This window comes from Proteus sp. FME41 (assembly GCF_014897315.1).
Lineage (GTDB): Bacteria > Pseudomonadota > Gammaproteobacteria > Enterobacterales > Enterobacteriaceae > Proteus.
Window position 1 is genome coordinate 63832 of sequence record NZ_JABUYL010000004.1, and the last position, 19499, is coordinate 83330.

Below are 19499 nucleotides of genomic sequence, written 5' to 3' on the forward strand. Positions count from 1 at the left end.
GATATTGTACTAGTGAAATATTTGTTAATAAATAAAAAAAGCGCCCACAGTGGGGCGCAAGTTTCAGGTATTCATAAAGATATAATTAAATCAACTTCTAGGTTGACTTGATGATAAGTATATTTACTAAACTAATTCATCGCGAATAATAAATATGAAAAAAGTGAAAACAATCACAGCATTCAAAAAAATAACTGTTTTGACTATCTCTTTAGAAATAATAGAGTAGCCAAAGAAAAAACCACCTTTAAGAAAACAGCGTTTAAAGGTGGTCTCAAAAACAAGGAGAAAAAGAGAGGGGGCTAATTAACTAATGGTCATTAAACTGGCATTACCGCCTGCCGCGGCAGTATTAATACTCAATGCTCTTTCATGTAATAAACGCTCTAATAATAGGCTTGTTTCACCGCGAGAAAAGCCTTGAATAGAAATTATCGCCCCTTTTCGTTGAGCAATTTTCTGGCAAGTTTCACGTAATTGATCGCCATCACCATGGTAAATCACCGCATTTATTTTCAGTGACTCATCAGTCCAGTTTTCAGTGAGTGTCATTGCTTTTCTAACAATATCAGGTAACTCTCGGTACGTTTTTTGTGAGAATGGACTATTAACGACAACGGCATGACAGCCCGAAGCGAGAACACCCGCTATTTGGGTTAGTGCATCTTGTTCATTATCTGAAATACACAGCACATTACCGCAAGGAACCAATTGGTAAGTATTACGTTCACCAGTAGGGCCCGGTAATACACGTAGTGTTCCTGCTTGGGATGCAAGGGCATATTTCTCTAAGGCTTCATAGTGTGGTTTATCTGTTTTGTTTGATAGCCATTCCATGTACTTATGATAAGTCTGTAATAACGTATTGCGCATAGAAGTATCAAGAGGAAGTGTTTCATCTTGGCGTGCTAGTGTTTGCGTTGCGGCATTTTCAGGGCGTTTAGATAATAAGCGATACAGATAAACAGGGCCGCCTGCTTTAGGCCCCGTCCCTGATAATCCTTCACCACCAAAAGGTTGAACCCCCACAACCGCACCAACCATATTACGATTGACATACAAGTTACCGACTTTGGCGTTTGAGGCAACATAAGCAATAGTTTCATCAATACGGGTATGAACACCCATTGTTAAGCCATAGCCTGTTGCATTAATCTCTTCGAGTAATGCGGGTAACTCTTGGCTGGCATAACGGACAACGTGCAATACAGGACCAAAAATTTCTTTTTTTAGCGAACTGACGTTATCAAGTTCAATTAAGGTGGGTTGAATAAAAGTACTGTTATTTTCAATGTGCTTTGACAGACTGTTATGTGAAGCTTGATAAACATCGTGCCCCTCAGTGCGCATAACGTGAATATGCTGTTCAATGCCTGCTTTAGCGTCTTTATCAATAACAGGGCCAATGTCGGTAGATAATAAACTGGGATCACCCATAACAGCCTGCGCCATTGCCCCTTTAAGCATCTCGATTGTACTCTCAGCAACTTCCTCCTGAATACATAAAAGACGTAAAGCAGAACAACGTTGGCCTGCACTATCGTAAGCCGATGCCATAACATCAGTAACCACTTGCTCTGTTAATGCTGATGAATCAACAATCATGGCGTTTAAGCCGCCGGTTTCCGCAATTAAAGGAACTGGACGTCCTTCGCTGTCTAATCGACCCGCTAAGGTTTTTTGTAAAATATGAGCAACATCGGTAGAGCCTGTAAACATCACACCGCGAACGCGCTCATCAGCCACTAAGCGAGCACCAATGGTTTCACCTTGACCGGGTAAAAGCTGGAGAGCAAAGTGTGGGATCCCCGCTTGGTGAAAGAGTTCAATGGCTTTTGCCGCGATTAATGGTGTTTGTTCTGCTGGCTTAGCCAGCACGGTGTTTCCTGCGGCTAAGGCAGCCGCAATTTGTCCACTAAATATTGCTAAAGGGAAGTTCCAAGGGCTGATACACACTACAGGCCCCAAAGGGCGATGAGTACTGTTATCGAAATCTCGTTCAACTTGTGCCGCATAATAATATAGAAAATCAATCGCTTCGCGGACTTCTGCAATGGCATTGCTGTATGTTTTTCCTGCTTCACGCACTAAAATACCCATTAATGGCCCCATTTGTTGTTCCATTAATTCTGCTGTACGGATTAAATATAACGCTCTTTGTGCTGGTGGGGTGGCAAACCATATTTCGCCATTATCTTGTGCAATGGTTAAGGCAAAATCAGCTTCATCTTCTGTAGCTTCACGCACTGAACCCACAATATCAGTGTGATTTGCTGGGTTTACGACAGGCTGAGGTTCTGACATTTTTTCTGATGAAATAAAATCGCCACCTAACAAAGGTTCGCAATATCTATTTTCAGTTGCTGATGTTAATAATGCACTAGAAAGAGATGCCAAACGATGTTCATTTGACATATCAATGCCCGGTGAATTTTTACGTTCATCACCATAAAGCTGATGAGGAAGAGGAATTTTAGGATGAGAAAGCCCAATTTGGCCTTCAATTTGCGCCATTTTGTTCACTTCTTTAACAGGATCAGCCACTAATTCATCAAGAGAAATAGTGGTATCCGCAATTCGGTTGACAAATGAGGTATTTGCACCATTTTCAAGCAAACGACGAACTAAGTAGGCAAGCAATGTTTCATGAGTACCCACGGGTGCGTAAATACGACAAGGACGACCCAGTTTACCTTCTGCAATTTTACCTACAACATGAGCATAAAGCGGTTCACCCATGCCATGTAGGCATTGGAATTCATATTGCCCCGGATAATAGTTTTGCCCCGCTAAATGATAGATAGCAGAAAGTGTGTGTGCGTTATGTGTTGCAAATTGAGGATAAATAAAATTAGGTGACGCAAGCAATTTCTTCGCACAAGCAAGATAAGAAACATCGGTATACACTTTGCGAGTATAAACAGGATAGTCTTCAAGGCCATCAATTTGAGCGCGCTTTATTTCGCTATCCCAATACGCCCCTTTGACTAAACGGATCATTAAGCGACGACGACTACGGCGTGCCAAATCAATTACATAATCAATCACTAATGGGCAACGCTTTTGGTAGGCTTGAATAACAAAACCTATCCCATTCCAACCCGCTAATTCAGGTTCAAAACAGAGTTTTTCAAGGAGATCGAGTGATATTTCAAGTCTATCGGCTTCTTCTGCATCAATATTAATACCAATATCGTATTGTTTTGCTTGTAAGGTTAATGTGAGCAGGCGAGGGTACAATTCAGACATAACACGCTCATATTGTGCGCGACTATAGCGAGGGTGTAACGCTGAAAGTTTAATTGAAATACCGGGTCCTTCATAAATGCCTCGGCCATTAGAGGCTTTACCAATAGCATGGATTGCTTGTTGATAAGAGACTAAATAGTCTTGTGCATCTTTTTCCGTTAATGCGGCTTCACCTAACATATCATAAGAGTAGCTAAAGCCTTTATCTTCGTGCTTACGTGCATTCGCCAGTGCTTGAGAAATCGTCTCACCTGTCACAAATTGCTCACCCATTAAACGCATTGCCATATCGACACCTTTGCGCACCAGAGGTTCGCCACTTTTGGTCAGAATGCGATTTAAAGAGTTAGATAGTTTTTCTTCATTATGGGTAGAAACTAATTTGCCAGTGAATAATAAGCCCCATGTTGCCGCATTCACAAACATAGATTGGCTTTGTCCTACGTGTGAACGCCAATTTCCATGACTAATTTTATCTCGAATAAGGGCATCACGGGTGGCTTTGTCGGGAATACGTAATAACGCTTCCGCTAAACACATTAAGGCAACACCTTCTTGTGAAGATAGTGAAAACTCTTGTAATAAGCCCTGAACAAGCCCAGAACGCCCTATGCCATTTTTTTGTTTACGTAATTTTTCAGCAATGGAATAGGCCAATTTATGTGTTGCTTGAGCTTCATTTTCAGGCAATGTCGCTTGTTGCAATAACATTGGAACGGCATGTATTTCAGGTGTGCGATATGCGGAAGTAATGGCAGAGCGTAAAACAGATTGTGGATGAATATGTTCAGCGAATTCTAAGAAAGGCTGATAGTGGGATGCTGGCACGTCAGTATTTTCATCAATATCTTGCTCAAGCAATGTAGTATTACTAATATTTACCTGATCATTTTCAATTTGTTCAAGATAATTGAAAATAGCTTGTTTAATTAGCCAATGCGATGTTCTATCTAATTTTTGTGCAGCCTCTTTTAATCTATTGCGAGTTTCTTCATCAAGTCTAACACCCATTGTTGTGCTACTCATGCAGTGCTCCTCATATTCTATTTCTCATTCACAAGTACTGTTACCCGTTATTTTTATTAATATCATTCATGTTGCAACTTTGTGCAACATTGTTAACAATTTATTTATAAATAATGTGAAAGTAGTCAGGTTTTGTACATAATTAAAAAGAGTGTAATTTATCAATTCCTACATATTTACATATAAATCAATAAATTATATTTATTTTACTAATGTTTGTATTTATAATGCACCCTCGAATTAAGACAAATAATGTGAAGTCATAAACAAAATTTAAACATTTAAACGTTAATTTCTTGTTAAATGCAGTTAACCTATTCTAGGATTGATGTGAATGCTTTATCTGTTGCTGTAAGAAATTATTTTAATTAAAAACTGAAAAGATCATTGGTGTGCAACGATGTGCAACGTTCCTGTACAGGCCAAAAACATCACGATGATTAGAAACAGATTTATGGAGAACTGCAATTATGGCTCTAACTTCGCCAATGCTAATTACATTTACTATCTACATCTTGGGTATGCTTTTTATTGGTTATCTTGCTTATCGTTCAACGAAAAATTTTGATGATTATATTCTTGGGGGGCGACGGCTAGGCAGTGTGGTGACCGCACTTTCTGCGGGTGCTTCTGATATGAGTGGCTGGCTATTAATGGGATTACCCGGTGTCGTTTTTTTCGCGGGTATTTCTGAAAGTTGGATAGCTATTGGTTTATGTTTAGGCGCATGGCTAAACTGGCGTTTAGTCGCAGGGCGTCTACGGTTACAAACTGAAAGAAATAATAACGCATTAACACTGCCAGACTATTTGACATCACGCTTTGATGATAAAAGTAAGATATTACGGATTATTTCAGCACTCGTTATTCTTATTTTCTTTACTATCTACTGTGCTTCTGGTGTGGTCGCAGGTGGTATGCTTTTTGAATCAACCTTCCATATTCCTTATCAAGAAGCAATGATTTATGGCGCGCTTGCAACTATTGCGTATACTTTTTTAGGGGGATTTCTTGCAGTAAGTTGGACGGATACTGTTCAAGCAACCCTAATGATATTTGCCCTGATCCTGACACCGATTATTGTCATATTCGCGGTTGGTGGTGTTGATACCTCTATTGCGATCATTAAAGCTAAAGATCCGTCTTATCTTGATATGTTCAAAGGCCTTGATTTTATCGCTATTGTCTCTTTATTAGCGTGGGGATTGGGCTATTTTGGACAACCTCATATTCTTGCCCGCTTTATGGCTGCTGATTCTAACCAGACTATTCGTAAAGCACGTCGTATTGGTATGACATGGATGATCCTCTGTTTAGGCGGTACTGTCGCCGTTGGGTTCTTTGGTATTGCTTACTTTGAAATGAACCCAGCACAAGCAGGGGCAGTAACCGCTAAAAATGAACGTATCTTTATGGAATTAGCATCACTGCTGTTTAATCCATGGATTGCGGGTATTTTGCTGTCAGCTATTTTAGCTGCAGTAATGAGTACATTAAGCTGTCAGTTATTAGTTTGTGCGAGTGCATTAACTGAAGATTTATACAAACCGTTTATCCGCAAAAGTGCGAGCCAAAAAGAGTTAGTTTGGGTAGGGCGTGGGATGGTGTTGCTAGTGGCGGTTATTGCAATCTTCTTAGCGCGTGATCCTAATAATAAAGTGCTCGATTTAGTCAGTAATGCATGGGCTGGCTTTGGTGCCGCATTTGGTCCTGTTATTCTTATCTCGGTAACTTGGAAACGAATGACGCGTAATGGTGCTTTTGCAGGCATGCTGATTGGTGCTTTAACTGTATTAGTATGGATGCAATATAAATGGTTTGGATTATATGAAATTATTCCGGGCTTTATTTTTGCTTCTATTGCTATCATTGTTATCAGTTTGATGGGTAAAGAGCCAAGTAAAGAGAACCAACAGCGTTTTAATGAAGTAGAAACTGAATACCGTAATACATAATAAAAAATTGAATAAGCTAAATAAATGGCCACTTTATTACAAAATAAGGTGGCCTTTATGTTTAAATATAATTGTTAATTTAAGGTTTGAAATAATTAATTTTTTTTAAGATAAAAAAGAAGTTATTCATAATATTCGATTTTATTATATACAGTAGCTTTACTTGTATCGATGATTTTATTGTTTTGTTTAACTATGCTGACTAAATCCCATGTTAAACAATTATTATAGTTATCCCACTCACGGCATGTATTATCATATTCTCTAATATCATCATAGAGGCTACTAAATAATTGAGTTTGGCGTAAAACTTTACCGTCATTACCATAATTAAATTCTAAGGTAACGTCATTATTCTCAATAACTTTTAGTAACCGTCCTTGTTCGTCATAGTAAAAATTTATTGTATTACCTTGATTTTCAACATCAGATTTAGTAACTGTTGATGTAATTATTTTATTACTTTTATAAAAATATTGACTTGTTTCAGAGCCCATTAATGTGCCGTATTCATCATAAAAATTAGATATTTTATGTGTTAGCTGATTTTGTTCATTTTTATTGTAAATTTCATTTAAATAGAGTGTATGATTTCTATGGCGATTTTTTAATTGATATTTGTGTTTAGTGTCATAGGGATCTGACATTCTTAAAATATTTGTTTCAATATGCTCGTGGATGTATTCTTGTGTTGAAAAATGATATTTAGTTAAGCTACCACATTCATCAAATTTTGCTTCCCCCTTGAAGGCTTTAAACCGGCCATGTTCAGGTAGTGTGCTAGTCGTTATTATTGATTTAACAGGCCCATTATAATATTCAAGCATAGTGACCATGTTATTAGAGGTGTTAACCTGTTTTTGTACGTCGTCACAAGCAAAAGCAGAGAGCGGTGTGTATAAAGAAAAAATAAAAAATAAAGGTAATTTCATATAATGCGCCGTCTTAAAATATTTATTAAAGAATGCGATTAACAAGGTGCATTCATCATTATTTGATAAGTAGTATAAGATAAGTCGTTTTTCTTAGTAAGTATGAATTTATCATTTATTGATTTAAGTAGTTTTACACAAATTGTTTTTTTTAGAAAGTATTAATAAAAGATTTGTTTTTAAATAATAACATACAAAACAGTCTATTTAAGATAGTCTGATTTGTATGTTGTTTGTGAGTTGTTAAAATAATAGAAGAGAATTAGATATTATTCATAGTAAGTAAATTCGTTATAAAGCATAGCTTTGCTATAATTAATGATTTCGTCACCATATTTAATCGTACTCTCAAGTTGTTCTTTTGAGCAGTTATTAAATGTATCCCATTCAAGGCAAGTTGTGATAAATGCTTTATCTTCATCGTACATACCTTTGATATAGTTTGCTTGCTTAATAACTTTCCCTTTATCATCATATTGATATTCTACATTTAGTTTTTTATCTTCTATGACTTGAACCAGCTTTCCTTGAGCGTTATAAGCATACTGTGTTGTGATAACGTCTTGATCAGGTGATGATGAGGTACTGATTTCTTTAATGATGCGCCCATCTTTATAGTCAAATCGGCTGATATCTGTCTCTATTAAAACGCCATCATTGGTATAGTATTGAGTGATTTTCTTATTAAGTCGATTTTGCTCATCTTTACTATAAGTTTCTTGCATATAGATAGAATGTGTTCTTTGGGGGTTTTTTATTTGGAACTGGTATCGAATAACATAAGGATTATCAGGGGATGTTCGTATCAGGTTAGTCTCAACATTTCCTTCGACATATTCTTGCATTGAAGTGCTGTCTTTAAGTAAATTTCCACACTCATCAAGTTTTATTTCACCTTTCAGTGCTTTAAATCGCCCATCATCAGGCAGAGTACTTGTCATTGTTATTGACTTAATTGGTCCATTATAAGAATTGAGTAATATGATGGTGTTATTGGCAATATTATTTTGTTTTTCAGTATCTGTGCATTGACGTGGGGGGGTAACCGCTGAAAATGAAGACGTGGTATAGAATGCAAGAATAAGGAGTAAGGGTGATTTCATAGGAGCGTCCGTGATAATACTGTGTATATACTCATCATACTTCAAGTCGCAGCGCTGTTGATTACGTTCACTCCGCACTAGCCGTAAACTTCTGTATGTGCCTAGTGACTCATGTTCTTGTCACTTAGCTGCACCTCGAATTATTTATAGTACAGAATATGAGCCTAGTATAGATAATTCCTTTACCAAATAGTATAGATAAAATCCTATAAAATTAATGGGACGATAAAGGGGTAATGCTCATTTTTTATGGACGATATAAAGGTTGAAATTTTTTCTTTTATGACAGACATCGCCATTCTAGCTATTTTTGATCTACAAACTATCTCATATTGAAAGTAGATATAGCTGATTGAGGGGTTTTTATTAATGTATTAAATACTTTTAATATATTAATTTAATTATTAGGAAATATAAATTTTATTTGTTTTATAAGTTAATTTTTGTTTTTTTATTAATAATCATCATGGTTGTATCGCTATGTTTTTATTGTTTTGTGTTTTTAAATTAGTTAATTTAATTATTAATGCAATCAGTGATTGAGTATTAAATAAAAATGATAAGGATCAATTCAAATAAAGAAATGCTATTTTTAATATTAATCTTAATATAATCGATTACGGTGTTTTAAAATAACAATTAGTCACAAAAAGAAGGTCTAATTAAGATATTTATTGTAAATAATGTAGGTGTTAATACTTAAAATTACGCTAAATAGTTGCATATTTAGAGTAAAACAGCAGATAATCATAATTACTTACAGATTGTTACGCAATAAATATGAAATATTGTTATTGATAAACTACATTATTTCATGTTCGCCTTTTTATATTTTTAACACAATAAACTAGTCTTATTTTTATATATTACCGGAGAGTTTTATTATGAATAAAATACTTCTTGCGACTATAATTGCAGGTGTTTTTTCTACCACGGCTTTTGCAGCTTCAGATAATACCATTCGTTTCCAAGGTGAGGTTTCTGATGAAACTTGTACTGTAACTATTAATGGCAACTCTGCACTTCCTGTCGTTTTATTACCTACAGTTCCTGTTACTGCTTTAGATACAGCAGGTAAAACAGCAGGACAAACTCCATTTACTATTGCGGTGAGCGGCTGCACTGGTTCCAAACCCGCAGATACCAATATTAAAACAATTTTTGTTGCAAATAACCTGACAACAGATGGTCGTATTGGTAACTCTGCGGCAAATAACAATGTCAGCTTAGAAATTATTGATCCTGCAAACACAGGAACAAAAATTGATTTAACGGGTGTGGGTAATGCGGGGCTTGTTTTAAAAGCAAACGAAAAGTCAGCATCTTATGATTATGCCGTTCGTTATTATGCTGATGATGTTGCGACGGCAGGTAAAGTAGAAGGTAGTGTGCAGTACTCTATCTCTTATCAATAATATTACTATGTCTCCTTTTTTATAAAGGAGACATTTTTTGTTTATATAAGAGGAAGATAAGCCATGAAAAAAATAATAATGTTAATTGCAGTCCTTTTTTTAAGTTATAGCACAACCGTATTTTCAAGTGTCACGATGTTAAAAACACGAATTGTTTATTCATCAGATTCACGCTTTGAAGTATTAAAGTTTATGAATAATGATGATATTCCTTACATCATGCAGATATGGGCTGATAAAAATAATCCAAACTCTACGCCTGATAATGCGGATGCCCCTTTTATGATCCAACCGCCTGTTTTTCGTATTGACCCTAAGACAGGACGAGATGCTCGGCTTATTTATACTGGAGAAGGTCTCCCTCAAGATAAAGAGTCAATTTTTTATTTAAATGTAGCTCAAATTCCCCCTAAAGATCTGAATCAGGATATTAAAGAAGGGAATAGTTTTACCGTTATTGTGCACCATAGATTAAAAATATTTTATCGTCCGACCTCTATTGAATCTCAATTTAGTCACATTGAAAAACATATATCATTTTCAAAGGGAGCCAATAATAATATAACAGTTAAAAATGACTCACCATTTTTTGTATCATTTTCCTCACTCGAAGCCACAAATTCAACAGGGAAAAAGTTTGTATATAAGTCCACCATGGTTTCGCCTCTATCTACAGAGGTATTATCACCAGAAACAAGTGACAAGCTTTCATTTTCACCCGATAAGATAAATTATAAATATCTTAATGATTTAGGCGGACAAAATATCGCAACGTATTTAATTCATTAATTAAAGTGGCATTGAAATGAAATTAACAAAAAAAAGCATCGCTAAATTCAATAAGAGACTAAGAAGTGTATTCTTAATTAGCTCATTTGCTTTTATTTTTCACTCAATGCCGTCTGCCTTTGCAGATGAATATGAGTTTGATCCTGCTTTATTATTAGGTAGCAAAAATAACATTAATATTAATCAACTTCATGATAGTAATTATATTACTCCTGGTGATTACGATGTTGATATCTACATCAATAACCGTTTTGTTGAAAGGAAAAATATAAATTTTCAATTAAATGATAAAAATAAAGTTGTTCCTTGTTTTACTTATCAACAAATCAATGAGATAGGCATTTTACTTGATAACAGATTGAGTAATGAAAGATTTCAATGCTTAGAGTTAAATAAGATTAATAAAAATATTGTAGATACCTTCGATGTATCAAATTTCAGAATAACGATTGCAGTACCACAAATTTTGTTAAAACGAACGCCACAAGGATATGTTAATGAGGCTGATTTAGATAGCGGAAATACGATGTTGTTTACTAACTACTCAGGTAATTATTATAAAAACAAATCGAGTGGGCAAACATCAGACTATGGTTTTGCGAGTATTAATATGGGGATGAATTTAGGAACATGGCAATTTCGTCAACAAGCCTCTTATTCTTATAACTCATCAAAATCAGCGAGTGATAGTGAATTTAACTGGATAAGAACTTATCTACAGAAACCATTACTTTCATTAAAATCAATGTTAGTGGTGGGTGATATTTATACAACAGGTGCTCAATTTTCTAGTCTGGCATTTAAAGGTGTTCAATTAATGTCTGATGAAAGAATGTTACCTGATTCGCAAAAAGGGTATGCCCCTGTGATTAGAGGAATTGCGGCAACCACTGCGAGAGTTGTAGTAAAACAAAATGGTACTGAAATTTATCAAACCACGGTTTCTCCTGGGCAATTTGAAATAAATGATCTCTATCCCACAAGTTATGAAGGGGATTTGTTCGTTGAAATACATGAAGGTAATGGCAAAGTTTCATCTTTTATTGTTCCTTTTACGGCATTACCTGAATCCGTTAGGCCAGGTCGATTTAAATATAATTTTACAGCAGGTGAAGTAAATAATTTTGGTTCCGAGAATAGCTATTTTTCGGATATTGCTCTGCAATATGGTTTAAATAATACCGTTACGTTAAATACAGGATTACGAGTAGGTCATCAATATCAATCAATATTTGCTGGTTCTGTTATTGCAACAAAATTAGGTGCTTTTGGATTTAATAGTGCTGTTTCTAATGCTGAAGTTAATGGTAAAAATTATCAAGGTGGGCGATTAGGTGTGAGTTATAGTCGTACGTTTAGCCCCACAAATACTGTGATTACGCTGGCGGGTTATAAATACTCAACAGAAAACTTTCGTGAATATAACGATGTATTGGGATTAAGAAAAAGTGCAAATAATGACTTGGTATGGAATTCAAATAGCTATAACCAAGAAAGCCAATTTACACTGAGCGTAAATCAGTCTCTTGATAAATGGGGACAGCTCTATATCTCAGGCTCAATGAGTAATTATTATGGTAATAAAGGGCATGATGCTCAGTATCAAATTGGTTATTCGAATAGCTATAACAATATTGCCTACAATATTGCTTATAGTCGCCAAAAAACAGGGCAGATGATAGCTAATAATACATTTACATCTACAAAAACAGACCCTACATCAGAAGATATGATTATGTTTTCTGTCTCTATGCCATTAGGGATGTCAGAGTATTCGCCAATGTTATCTTTATCTTCAAACCATTCTAGTCATGATGCTAGCTATCAAGCGAATCTTTCAGGTCTTTTAGGTGAGGATAAAACCTTGTCTTATAGCATAAATACTGATTATGACTCTCAAAATAGAGCGATAGGAAGTGGCTTGCATTTAATTAAACAACTGCCATTCACAACGTTATCCAGCAGTATTTCTAATGGAAAACATTACACTCAAGGAAGTATTGGTATACAAGGTGCGTTAGTTGCCCATAGTGGTGGCGTGACATTGGGGCCTCGTATCAGCGAGTCATTTGCGTTGATTGAGGCTAAAGGTGCAAGTGGGGCGAATGTGAGTAATGGGATGGGGTCACAAATAGATCCCTTTGGTTACGCAATTGTGCCCTCTCTGGTGCCTTACCAATATAATAATGTCAGCTTAGAGGGTAAAAATATTAAGAATAATAATATTGAACTATTGGAAAATACTAAACAAATAGCACCCTATTCGGGCGCAAGTACCAAGATAGTCTTTAAAACAAGAGTTGGATATCCTGTATTAATTGGGGTTAAACCTGAAACACAATTGGCTTTAGGTGAAAATGTCTATGATAAAGAGGGGCATATTGTAGGAATGGTTGGGCAAAGCAACCAAGTTTATGTTCGGATTGAAAATAGAGAAGGCTCGTTAGTTGTCGGTAAAGATGAAAATAGCTGTAAAATTGCTTATTCGATACCAGAAGAAAAAGAAGCAGATAAACTCATTCTATTATCAGGTCAATGCTTATGAAATTAAATTGCCACTATTTCTTTTATAAAATATGTACGTTATTCGTGTTGATGCTATTTCCTGTTTTTACTTCAGCTATCTGCTATAAAATAACAACGACGACAACGAATCCAAATAGTGTTTACTATACAGAGCCAGGTAAAGGTACAGGAAAAAACTGGGCTGGTGCAAGAGATGACTCTGGTTCTATGGGAACGACACCTAAAGTGATTAATGTGAATAATGATCTATTCCAACCTCCAGGAACATTAGTGGCAAGTGGTTTTGTTTCTATATTAGAAGCGGGTTATGAAACGTATGATCCCGAGCAAATACTCTTTCGTTGTACCGCAGATGAAGAGGGAAAACTAAGGGAATTTTATTCAACAAATGGTGATTATCTTTATGCAGGGAACAAGCTTGTTAATCCAGCTTTAGGATTAAATGATACTTATATTAGCCTTGCAAGAGGCTTAGGAATGAGAATTAAAAATACCATTACAGGTGAATATTATAGTCGTTACTGGAAATCTCGTCCGTTGACAAATTTGGAAAGAGATAGCCAGGGTTGGATATTGGTGAAAGCGAAAGACTTTTCTAATATGGAAGTTGAGTTGTTTAAAATCAATTATGAAAGAACGGCAGATATTCCTCCAGCACAATCAAGTAGTGGGCTTATTACTTTTATTAATCAACCTGCTGGTTATATTGCTTTTCAAAGTTCTAATTTTTCTTACTTATTGAAAGATGGATCTGATCATGCGTCAAATTATCATGGTTTTTATGCTTATTGGCCAGCTTCGGTAAATATGGCTCGTCGTATTTATATTCGCAATGCTTCAACATGCTTTGTTCGAAATGTCACTCCTTATGTTACCTTTCCACTTGTAACGATAAATGAATTGGCTGAAGGTAAAAAAGTAAAACTGCCTATTGATATTGATTTTTATTGTCAATTAACCCCACCGGCTAGTGAAGGAATGAGTAATCTTGCTAGTGGCACAGGTGCAGGGCAAACAGCAATGGGATTTTTACCTCGCCCTGCCAATGTTAATAAAGCAATTGAATTAGGATTAACTGCACCTAATGGTGCCGGCATAACTCATTTAGTGACAGATGGTTATGGTACTAACCCTAATATGACAAAAGGTGTAGGGGTGAGAATATATCGTCCATCAGGCGTACCATTAAATTTCCTATCAACGCTAGCAAATGAAGGGCAAGGAGATGGATATGGTTGGTATCCTATTTATGATGATGCAAGATCTGTCTCTTTTAATAATGGAGTTGCTGAATTAACGAAGACTTTATATGCCTCGCTAGAAGCTCTGCCAAGAGAAAAAATCACAGCAGGAAAATTTAATGCGACAGTACAAGTGATTATACAGGTGCAATAAAATGAAGAGGGTAGGGATATTTATTTTGTTAATGTGTTTTTCTATTATAGCCAGCGCTAATTTAGCACTAGATGGCTCAAGAGTTGTACTTTATCATTCTGATAGAGAGGCATCATTAAATATCAAAAATGATGGAGAATATCCGGTTGTTATTCAAACATGGGTTGATGATGGAAATCCTGATAATACACCCGAAACAATAACAGATGTTTCTGCTCTGTCATTACCTCCAGTATTACAATTAAAGCCTAGTGAATCTCAATTAGTTCGAGTCATTAATAAATTCACTAATATGGATAAAGAAAAAGAGACACTTTATTGGCTTAATTTATATGAAATTACACCAAAACCCGTTAATAAAAAAGAAGATGAAAACTTAATTAACGTGGTAGTGAGGTTACAAATCAAAGTATTTTATCGGCCAGATAATTTAATGATGAAAATTTCAGAGGTAAGTGAATCACTAAAATTTACAAAATCAGATAAGTTGTTAACAATAGAAAATCCAACTTCTTTTTATGTCACAGTGAAATCTGCATTTGGTGAGAATAACCCTAATATCATTATCCCTATGTTAGCGCCTTTTTCAAAACAACAAGCTGTATTAGAAAACAATCAAATAAACCAGATTAGCTATGTGTTAATTGATGATTTTGGCGGTGAATTTCAAAATAAAAGGGAAATAAAGTAGAGAGGTTAGTGAATTACATTTATTTTTCTAAACTAATTAGTGAAAAATTTCACTTGTATATGTTCTTATATTAGATATTTTCTGTGTGATTTATAAACACGTATATATTAAAATAAGGTTTAAGTTTTAATATAAAAACGTAAAATTTTCTGTCGCCATTTTGTCACCATTTTCTTCCAGATACAAAAAAGCCACTTATTTCTAAGTGGCCTATCTGCCTGATTTCTCAGCGTAAAATTGGTGGGTCGTGGGGGGTTCGAACCCCCGACCAATTGATTAAGAGTCAACTGCTCTACCGACTGAGCTAACAACCCGATGCGCAGATTATTCACCTCTAAAAAGCGATGGTCAAGCCCTTATTTTAATTTTTTTCCAAATGGATAAAATATCGCCAAATAAATGAAAGAAAGGATCTTGTCTGGTTATCAAAGCATCATTCATTTTACTAAAAGTGATCTTTTCATTACTTACACTGCGATTTGTGTCACAATAATTTCGCAAACATATTGCTGCGCCAAAAAATAAAATAGCGGCAAAACAACATCAAAAATATGAACACACTTCAGGTATTGTATGGAAGATCAAACAGAAATTTCTCCTCCCGCTAGAGTAAAAAATGCCACTCTACAACGCGGGTTAACAAATCGTCATATTCAATTAATTGCCATTGGTGGTGCTATTGGCACTGGTCTATTTATGGGATCAGGAAAAACCATTTCATTAGCTGGACCATCAATTATTTTTGTCTATATGATCATTGGCTTTGTCCTGTTCTTTGTAATGAGAGCTATGGGCGAATTGTTATTATCAAATTTAGAATATAAATCATTTAGTGATTTTGCGGGTGATTTATTAGGACCTTGGGCTGGTTTTTTTGTCGGTTGGACTTATTGGTTTTGCTGGGTTATTACAGGTATTGCTGATATTGTCGCTATCACTTCCTATATTAGTTATTGGGCACCCAATTTCCCTGAATGGGGAACCTCTTTTATTTGTGTGCTGACATTACTTATTTTAAATTTAGCGACAGTGAAACTATTTGGAGAAATGGAATTTTGGTTCTCCATGATAAAAATAACGGCCATAGTGTCTTTGATTATTGTCGGTGTTTTTCTGATCAGTATTGGATTTGAATCGCCAGCGGGGCATACCGCAGCACTTGAGAATATTTGGAATGATGGTGGTATGTTCCCTAAAGGGCTAAGTGGTTTTTTTGCTGGTTTCCAAATTGCTATTTTTGCTTTTGTGGGAATTGAATTAGTGGGTACGGCAGCCGCTGAAACCCGTAACCCAGAAAAATCGTTGCCTAAAGCGATTAACGCTATTCCTATCCGTATAATTACTTTCTATGTATTGGCATTAGCAATTATTATGTCAGTAACACCATGGCGATCTATTTTGGCGGATAAAAGCCCCTTTGTTGAGTTATTTGTCATGATCGGTATTCCTGCGGCTGCAAGTTTAGTGAATTTTGTGGTATTAACTGCAGCAGCCTCTTCTGCAAATAGTGGCATCTTTTCCACCAGTCGTATGCTATTCGGTTTGTCTAAAGAAGGTGAAGCGCCAAAGCAATTTAGCCAATTATCAACGAGAGCTGTGCCAGCTAATGGACTGTTATTCACGAGTTTATGTTTATCATGTGGAATTGTATTAATTTATTTTATTCCTGATGTAATGCATGTATTTACCTTAGTAACAACAGTCTCTGCATTATTATTTATGTTTATCTGGAGTATGATTTTATGCTCTTATTTAGCATACCGTAAAAAACGGCCACAATTGCATGAGAAGTCTATTTATAAAATGCCGTTGGGAATTATTATGTCGTGGTTATGTCTTGCTTTCTTTGCCTTTATGACGGTGCTATTGGCTTTAGAACATGATACACGGCAAGCATTAAGTGTGACGCCGTTATGGTTTATTGCATTAGCAATTGGCTATCAATACGTTAAAAAACACAAACAAAAAAGGCTTATTCAGAAATAACGCCATTGCGGGATACAAAAAAACCTTATCATTTTATTTTGATAAGGTTTTTTTATTGAGAAAATAATCAGGCTCTTTTTTATATTTAAATAAAATTTATATTCACTATGACTTATTTAATTTACGAGTATTTCAATATTATATTGAGTGAAAAATAAACATTATCTTTAAGAGATATAATTTTTTTAAAATATGTTAACTACATCCGGTAATTTTTTAAAAATACACTATCCTACAATTAAAATAAAAGGAGACGGTATGTATAAGAATATTTTGGTTCCCATTGATATTGATGAAGATAACCTGATGAACAAAGCAATTCCGTTAGTAGAAGATATTGCAAAAAATGAAGATCCTTACGTTCACTTTTTGTATGTACTTCCTAAACTTCCACAATCTTCTTATTATCGACTTGTTATGAATGGTGATCAATTAGATCAAGGATGCTTAAAAACATCAGCAGAAAAAGAGCTAAAAAAAATAATTGAGCGTTTTGATTTACCTGACGATAGAATGCAAACTCACATTTGTATTGGTACACCACGAGATGCCATATTGCAGGTTGCTGATGAAGTGAATGCAGATTTAATTGTGATTGGCTCGCATAATCCTGAAGATGATTCTTATCATATAGGTTCAACCGCTGCAGATATTACACGTTATGCAAAACGTTCGGTTATGGTAGTAAGGTAAATAGAATCGTAAGATATGCCTAATGTGTTTATGAGCGATAAATAAGACTGTTTGCAGGTTTAGTGATGTCGCTGTTATGTTTATCTAGTACATAACAGCGATTATGTAACTAAAAAGGTAAAACAATCGCACAAATTAGCAGTTTTTATATTTGGCACTAATTCTTTTTTTAATTATTATTAGTTATCTACTGATAATAATTAAAAAATCGCTATGTTAACGATCACCGCATTGCTAGAAAACAAATCAATTAATCCGGAACTTAACTATTATCCTGGTTTATCATTATTGCTAGAAGATGATGAGTGCCAAGCTAAAATTCTCTTTGATACTGGAAAAGATCTTACCTTTATTTCAAATGCAAAAAAAATGGGTATTGATTTAACCACATTGAAAACGATTGTTGTGTCTCATGGGCATTATGATCATTTTGGTGGACTTACGCATTTACCAGTAGAATTTTTTCTCAATAAGCCACGAGTTATCGCTCATCCTCATCTCTTTTCGGTTCGTTATTCAGCACTTTTTTTAGGTAATAAAAATATCAAATTTAAACGCTTAGCCCCTTTATTTGATCGTGCAAAACTTGAAGCACAGTTTTCTTTTGAATTAACACAAGTACCGTTATCAATTGAAGAAAACTTTATCTATTCAGGGCAGGTGACTCAACGTGAAGTGAATAAACGCTACGGTGTTATTATTCATGAATCAGGCGAAGAGGATGATTACGTTCTTGATGATAGTTTTCTTGTTTGGCAAGGAAAAAAAGGCTTAGTGATTATTACGGGCTGTAGTCACTCTGGTATTGAATCTATAGTTGAACATGCGAAAAAAATAACAGGTAATCATCAAATTCAAGCAATTGTGGGGGGCTTACATTTGCGTTGTGCAACACCATCAGCATTACAGCGCGCGAAAAAAGCCATAGATACAAATATTGATGTCTATGGATGCCATTGCACTGGCGTGTTAGGGCGAAAATATCTTAATGCGAAAGATTTTAACGCAGGACAATCTTTATCTTTTGAATAAAAATAAACAATAAATTTTATATCCTCACTTCAGGAATTGAGTGAGGATATGAAATAAAAAAGAGAAAAGATTGCTTAAAGTGAATCAAAAATTCGCTGATAAATAGCTTTTACAGCGTGATCTTTTTTCTGGTTATATTGATGTACATTTTCAACATCTTCTTTTGCACTAAGTTTTGCATCGATATACAGTTCTCTATCTTCTTTATGGTTAATTAACCAATCTCTAAATAAAACATGTCTAAGATGTTCAGGGCAATTAGGCGCAAAAACATGTAAATTCACCTTGGGTGTTTCTAGTTTCAACATACGATGTTGATACCACGAAGGTTCTCTTACTGTAAGTTCATAGCCTAACTGATTTAACCAAGGAATATAGCTGGGTTCATCAGCGGGATTTGCAACAATTAAGTCAATATCAATGATCGGTTTTGCATCTAACTCAGGTACTGCTGTTGAGCCAATATGCTCAATAGCTAAACATTTATCTTTTAATTTTTGGATAATATTTTCTTTTTGTTGATTAAATAATGTTACCCATAATTCATTATACGGCTCAATCTTTATTACACTTGGTGTTGGTTTTCCATTTACCCACGGATTTTCATCAGGAGAACCTTCTTCAAATGTACAGATTTTCTGTTTTAGTTCTTGATTCATAAGTATCTCATTTAAGGTTTGGAAGACAGAGAATGAAAATAAATGTAT

13 protein-coding genes and 1 tRNA gene are annotated in these 19499 nt (G+C 35.2%); 9 read left to right on the forward strand and 5 right to left on the reverse strand.

Annotated elements, in window-relative coordinates; all coding sequences use genetic code 11:
• Nucleotides 1–306: 306 nt before the first annotated feature.
• Nucleotides 307–4275, reverse strand: coding sequence for a trifunctional transcriptional regulator/proline dehydrogenase/L-glutamate gamma-semialdehyde dehydrogenase (gene putA / locus INT04_RS05335; protein ID WP_193015139.1), 3969 nt, complete (start codon nt 4273–4275; stop codon nt 307–309).
• A 470-nt stretch (nt 4276–4745) separates the two neighbouring features.
• Here putA and putP point away from each other — a divergent pair, with 470 nt between their 5' ends.
• Nucleotides 4746–6230, forward strand: a complete 1485-nt coding sequence (putP, locus tag INT04_RS05340; RefSeq protein ID WP_193015140.1) for a sodium/proline symporter PutP — start codon at nt 4746–4748, stop codon at nt 6228–6230.
• A 122-nt stretch (nt 6231–6352) separates the two neighbouring features.
• On the opposite strand, the gene INT04_RS05345 is transcribed toward putP, so the two are convergent.
• Together INT04_RS05345 and INT04_RS05350 are read right to left on the reverse strand one after the other, a co-directional pair.
• The gene (locus INT04_RS05345) at nt 6353–7162 is read right to left on the reverse strand and encodes a hypothetical protein (RefSeq protein WP_193015141.1); all 810 of its coding nucleotides are present in this window, start codon (nt 7160–7162) and stop codon (nt 6353–6355) included.
• 269 nt (nt 7163–7431) lie between these two features.
• Nucleotides 7432–8265, reverse strand: a complete 834-nt coding sequence (locus tag INT04_RS05350; RefSeq protein WP_193015142.1) for a hypothetical protein — start codon at nt 8263–8265, stop codon at nt 7432–7434.
• Between the two features lie 884 nt (nt 8266–9149).
• On the opposite strand from INT04_RS05350, the gene INT04_RS05355 reads away from it, so the two are divergent.
• The 5 genes from INT04_RS05355 to INT04_RS05375 all read left to right on the forward strand — a co-directional run bounded on the left by INT04_RS05355 (nt 9150) and on the right by INT04_RS05375 (nt 15081).
• Nucleotides 9150–9680 carry a fimbrial protein gene (locus INT04_RS05355; RefSeq protein ID WP_193015143.1) on the forward strand — a complete coding sequence of 177 codons (531 nt, stop codon included), beginning with the start codon at nt 9150–9152 and terminating at the stop codon, nt 9678–9680.
• A 63-nt stretch (nt 9681–9743) separates the two neighbouring features.
• Nucleotides 9744–10469 carry a molecular chaperone gene (locus tag INT04_RS05360; protein WP_193015144.1) on the forward strand — a complete coding sequence of 242 codons (726 nt, stop codon included), beginning with the start codon at nt 9744–9746 and terminating at the stop codon, nt 10467–10469.
• 16 nt (nt 10470–10485) lie between these two features.
• Nucleotides 10486–13014, forward strand: coding sequence for a fimbria/pilus outer membrane usher protein (locus INT04_RS05365; protein WP_193015145.1), 2529 nt, complete (start codon nt 10486–10488; stop codon nt 13012–13014).
• A complete protein-coding gene (locus tag INT04_RS05370; RefSeq protein WP_226893986.1) occupies nt 13011–14390 on the forward strand; it encodes a fimbrial protein in 1380 nt (459 codons plus the stop codon). Before INT04_RS05365 ends, INT04_RS05370 begins: the two co-directional genes overlap by 4 nt.
• A 1-nt stretch (nt 14391) precedes the next feature.
• Nucleotides 14392–15081: a molecular chaperone gene (locus INT04_RS05375; protein ID WP_193015146.1), complete on the forward strand. Its 690-nt coding sequence runs from the start codon at nt 14392–14394 to the stop codon at nt 15079–15081.
• 238 nt (nt 15082–15319) lie between these two features.
• Here the strand turns inward: INT04_RS05375 and INT04_RS05380 are convergent.
• A tRNA-Lys gene (locus tag INT04_RS05380) sits at nt 15320–15395 on the reverse strand.
• Between the two features lie 259 nt (nt 15396–15654).
• Between INT04_RS05380 and cycA the strand changes: the two genes are divergently transcribed.
• From cycA to INT04_RS05395, 3 genes are all read left to right on the forward strand, one after another.
• Complete coding sequence (cycA, locus tag INT04_RS05385) at nt 15655–17067, forward strand: D-serine/D-alanine/glycine transporter (RefSeq protein WP_193015147.1); 1413 nt, start codon at nt 15655–15657, stop codon at nt 17065–17067.
• A gap of 258 nt (nt 17068–17325) precedes the next feature.
• Nucleotides 17326–17760 carry a universal stress protein gene (locus INT04_RS05390; protein WP_193015148.1) on the forward strand — a complete coding sequence of 145 codons (435 nt, stop codon included), beginning with the start codon at nt 17326–17328 and terminating at the stop codon, nt 17758–17760.
• Nucleotides 17761–17973: 213 nt separating this feature from the next.
• Nucleotides 17974–18792 (forward strand): MBL fold metallo-hydrolase, encoded by an 819-nt coding sequence (locus INT04_RS05395; protein ID WP_193015149.1) that lies wholly within the window; start codon nt 17974–17976, stop codon nt 18790–18792.
• A 74-nt stretch (nt 18793–18866) separates the two neighbouring features.
• Here the strand turns inward: INT04_RS05395 and INT04_RS05400 are convergent, their stop codons facing one another.
• Nucleotides 18867–19451, reverse strand: coding sequence for a GrpB family protein (locus INT04_RS05400; protein WP_193015150.1), 585 nt, complete (start codon nt 19449–19451; stop codon nt 18867–18869).
• Nucleotides 19452–19499: the final 48 nt, after the last annotated feature.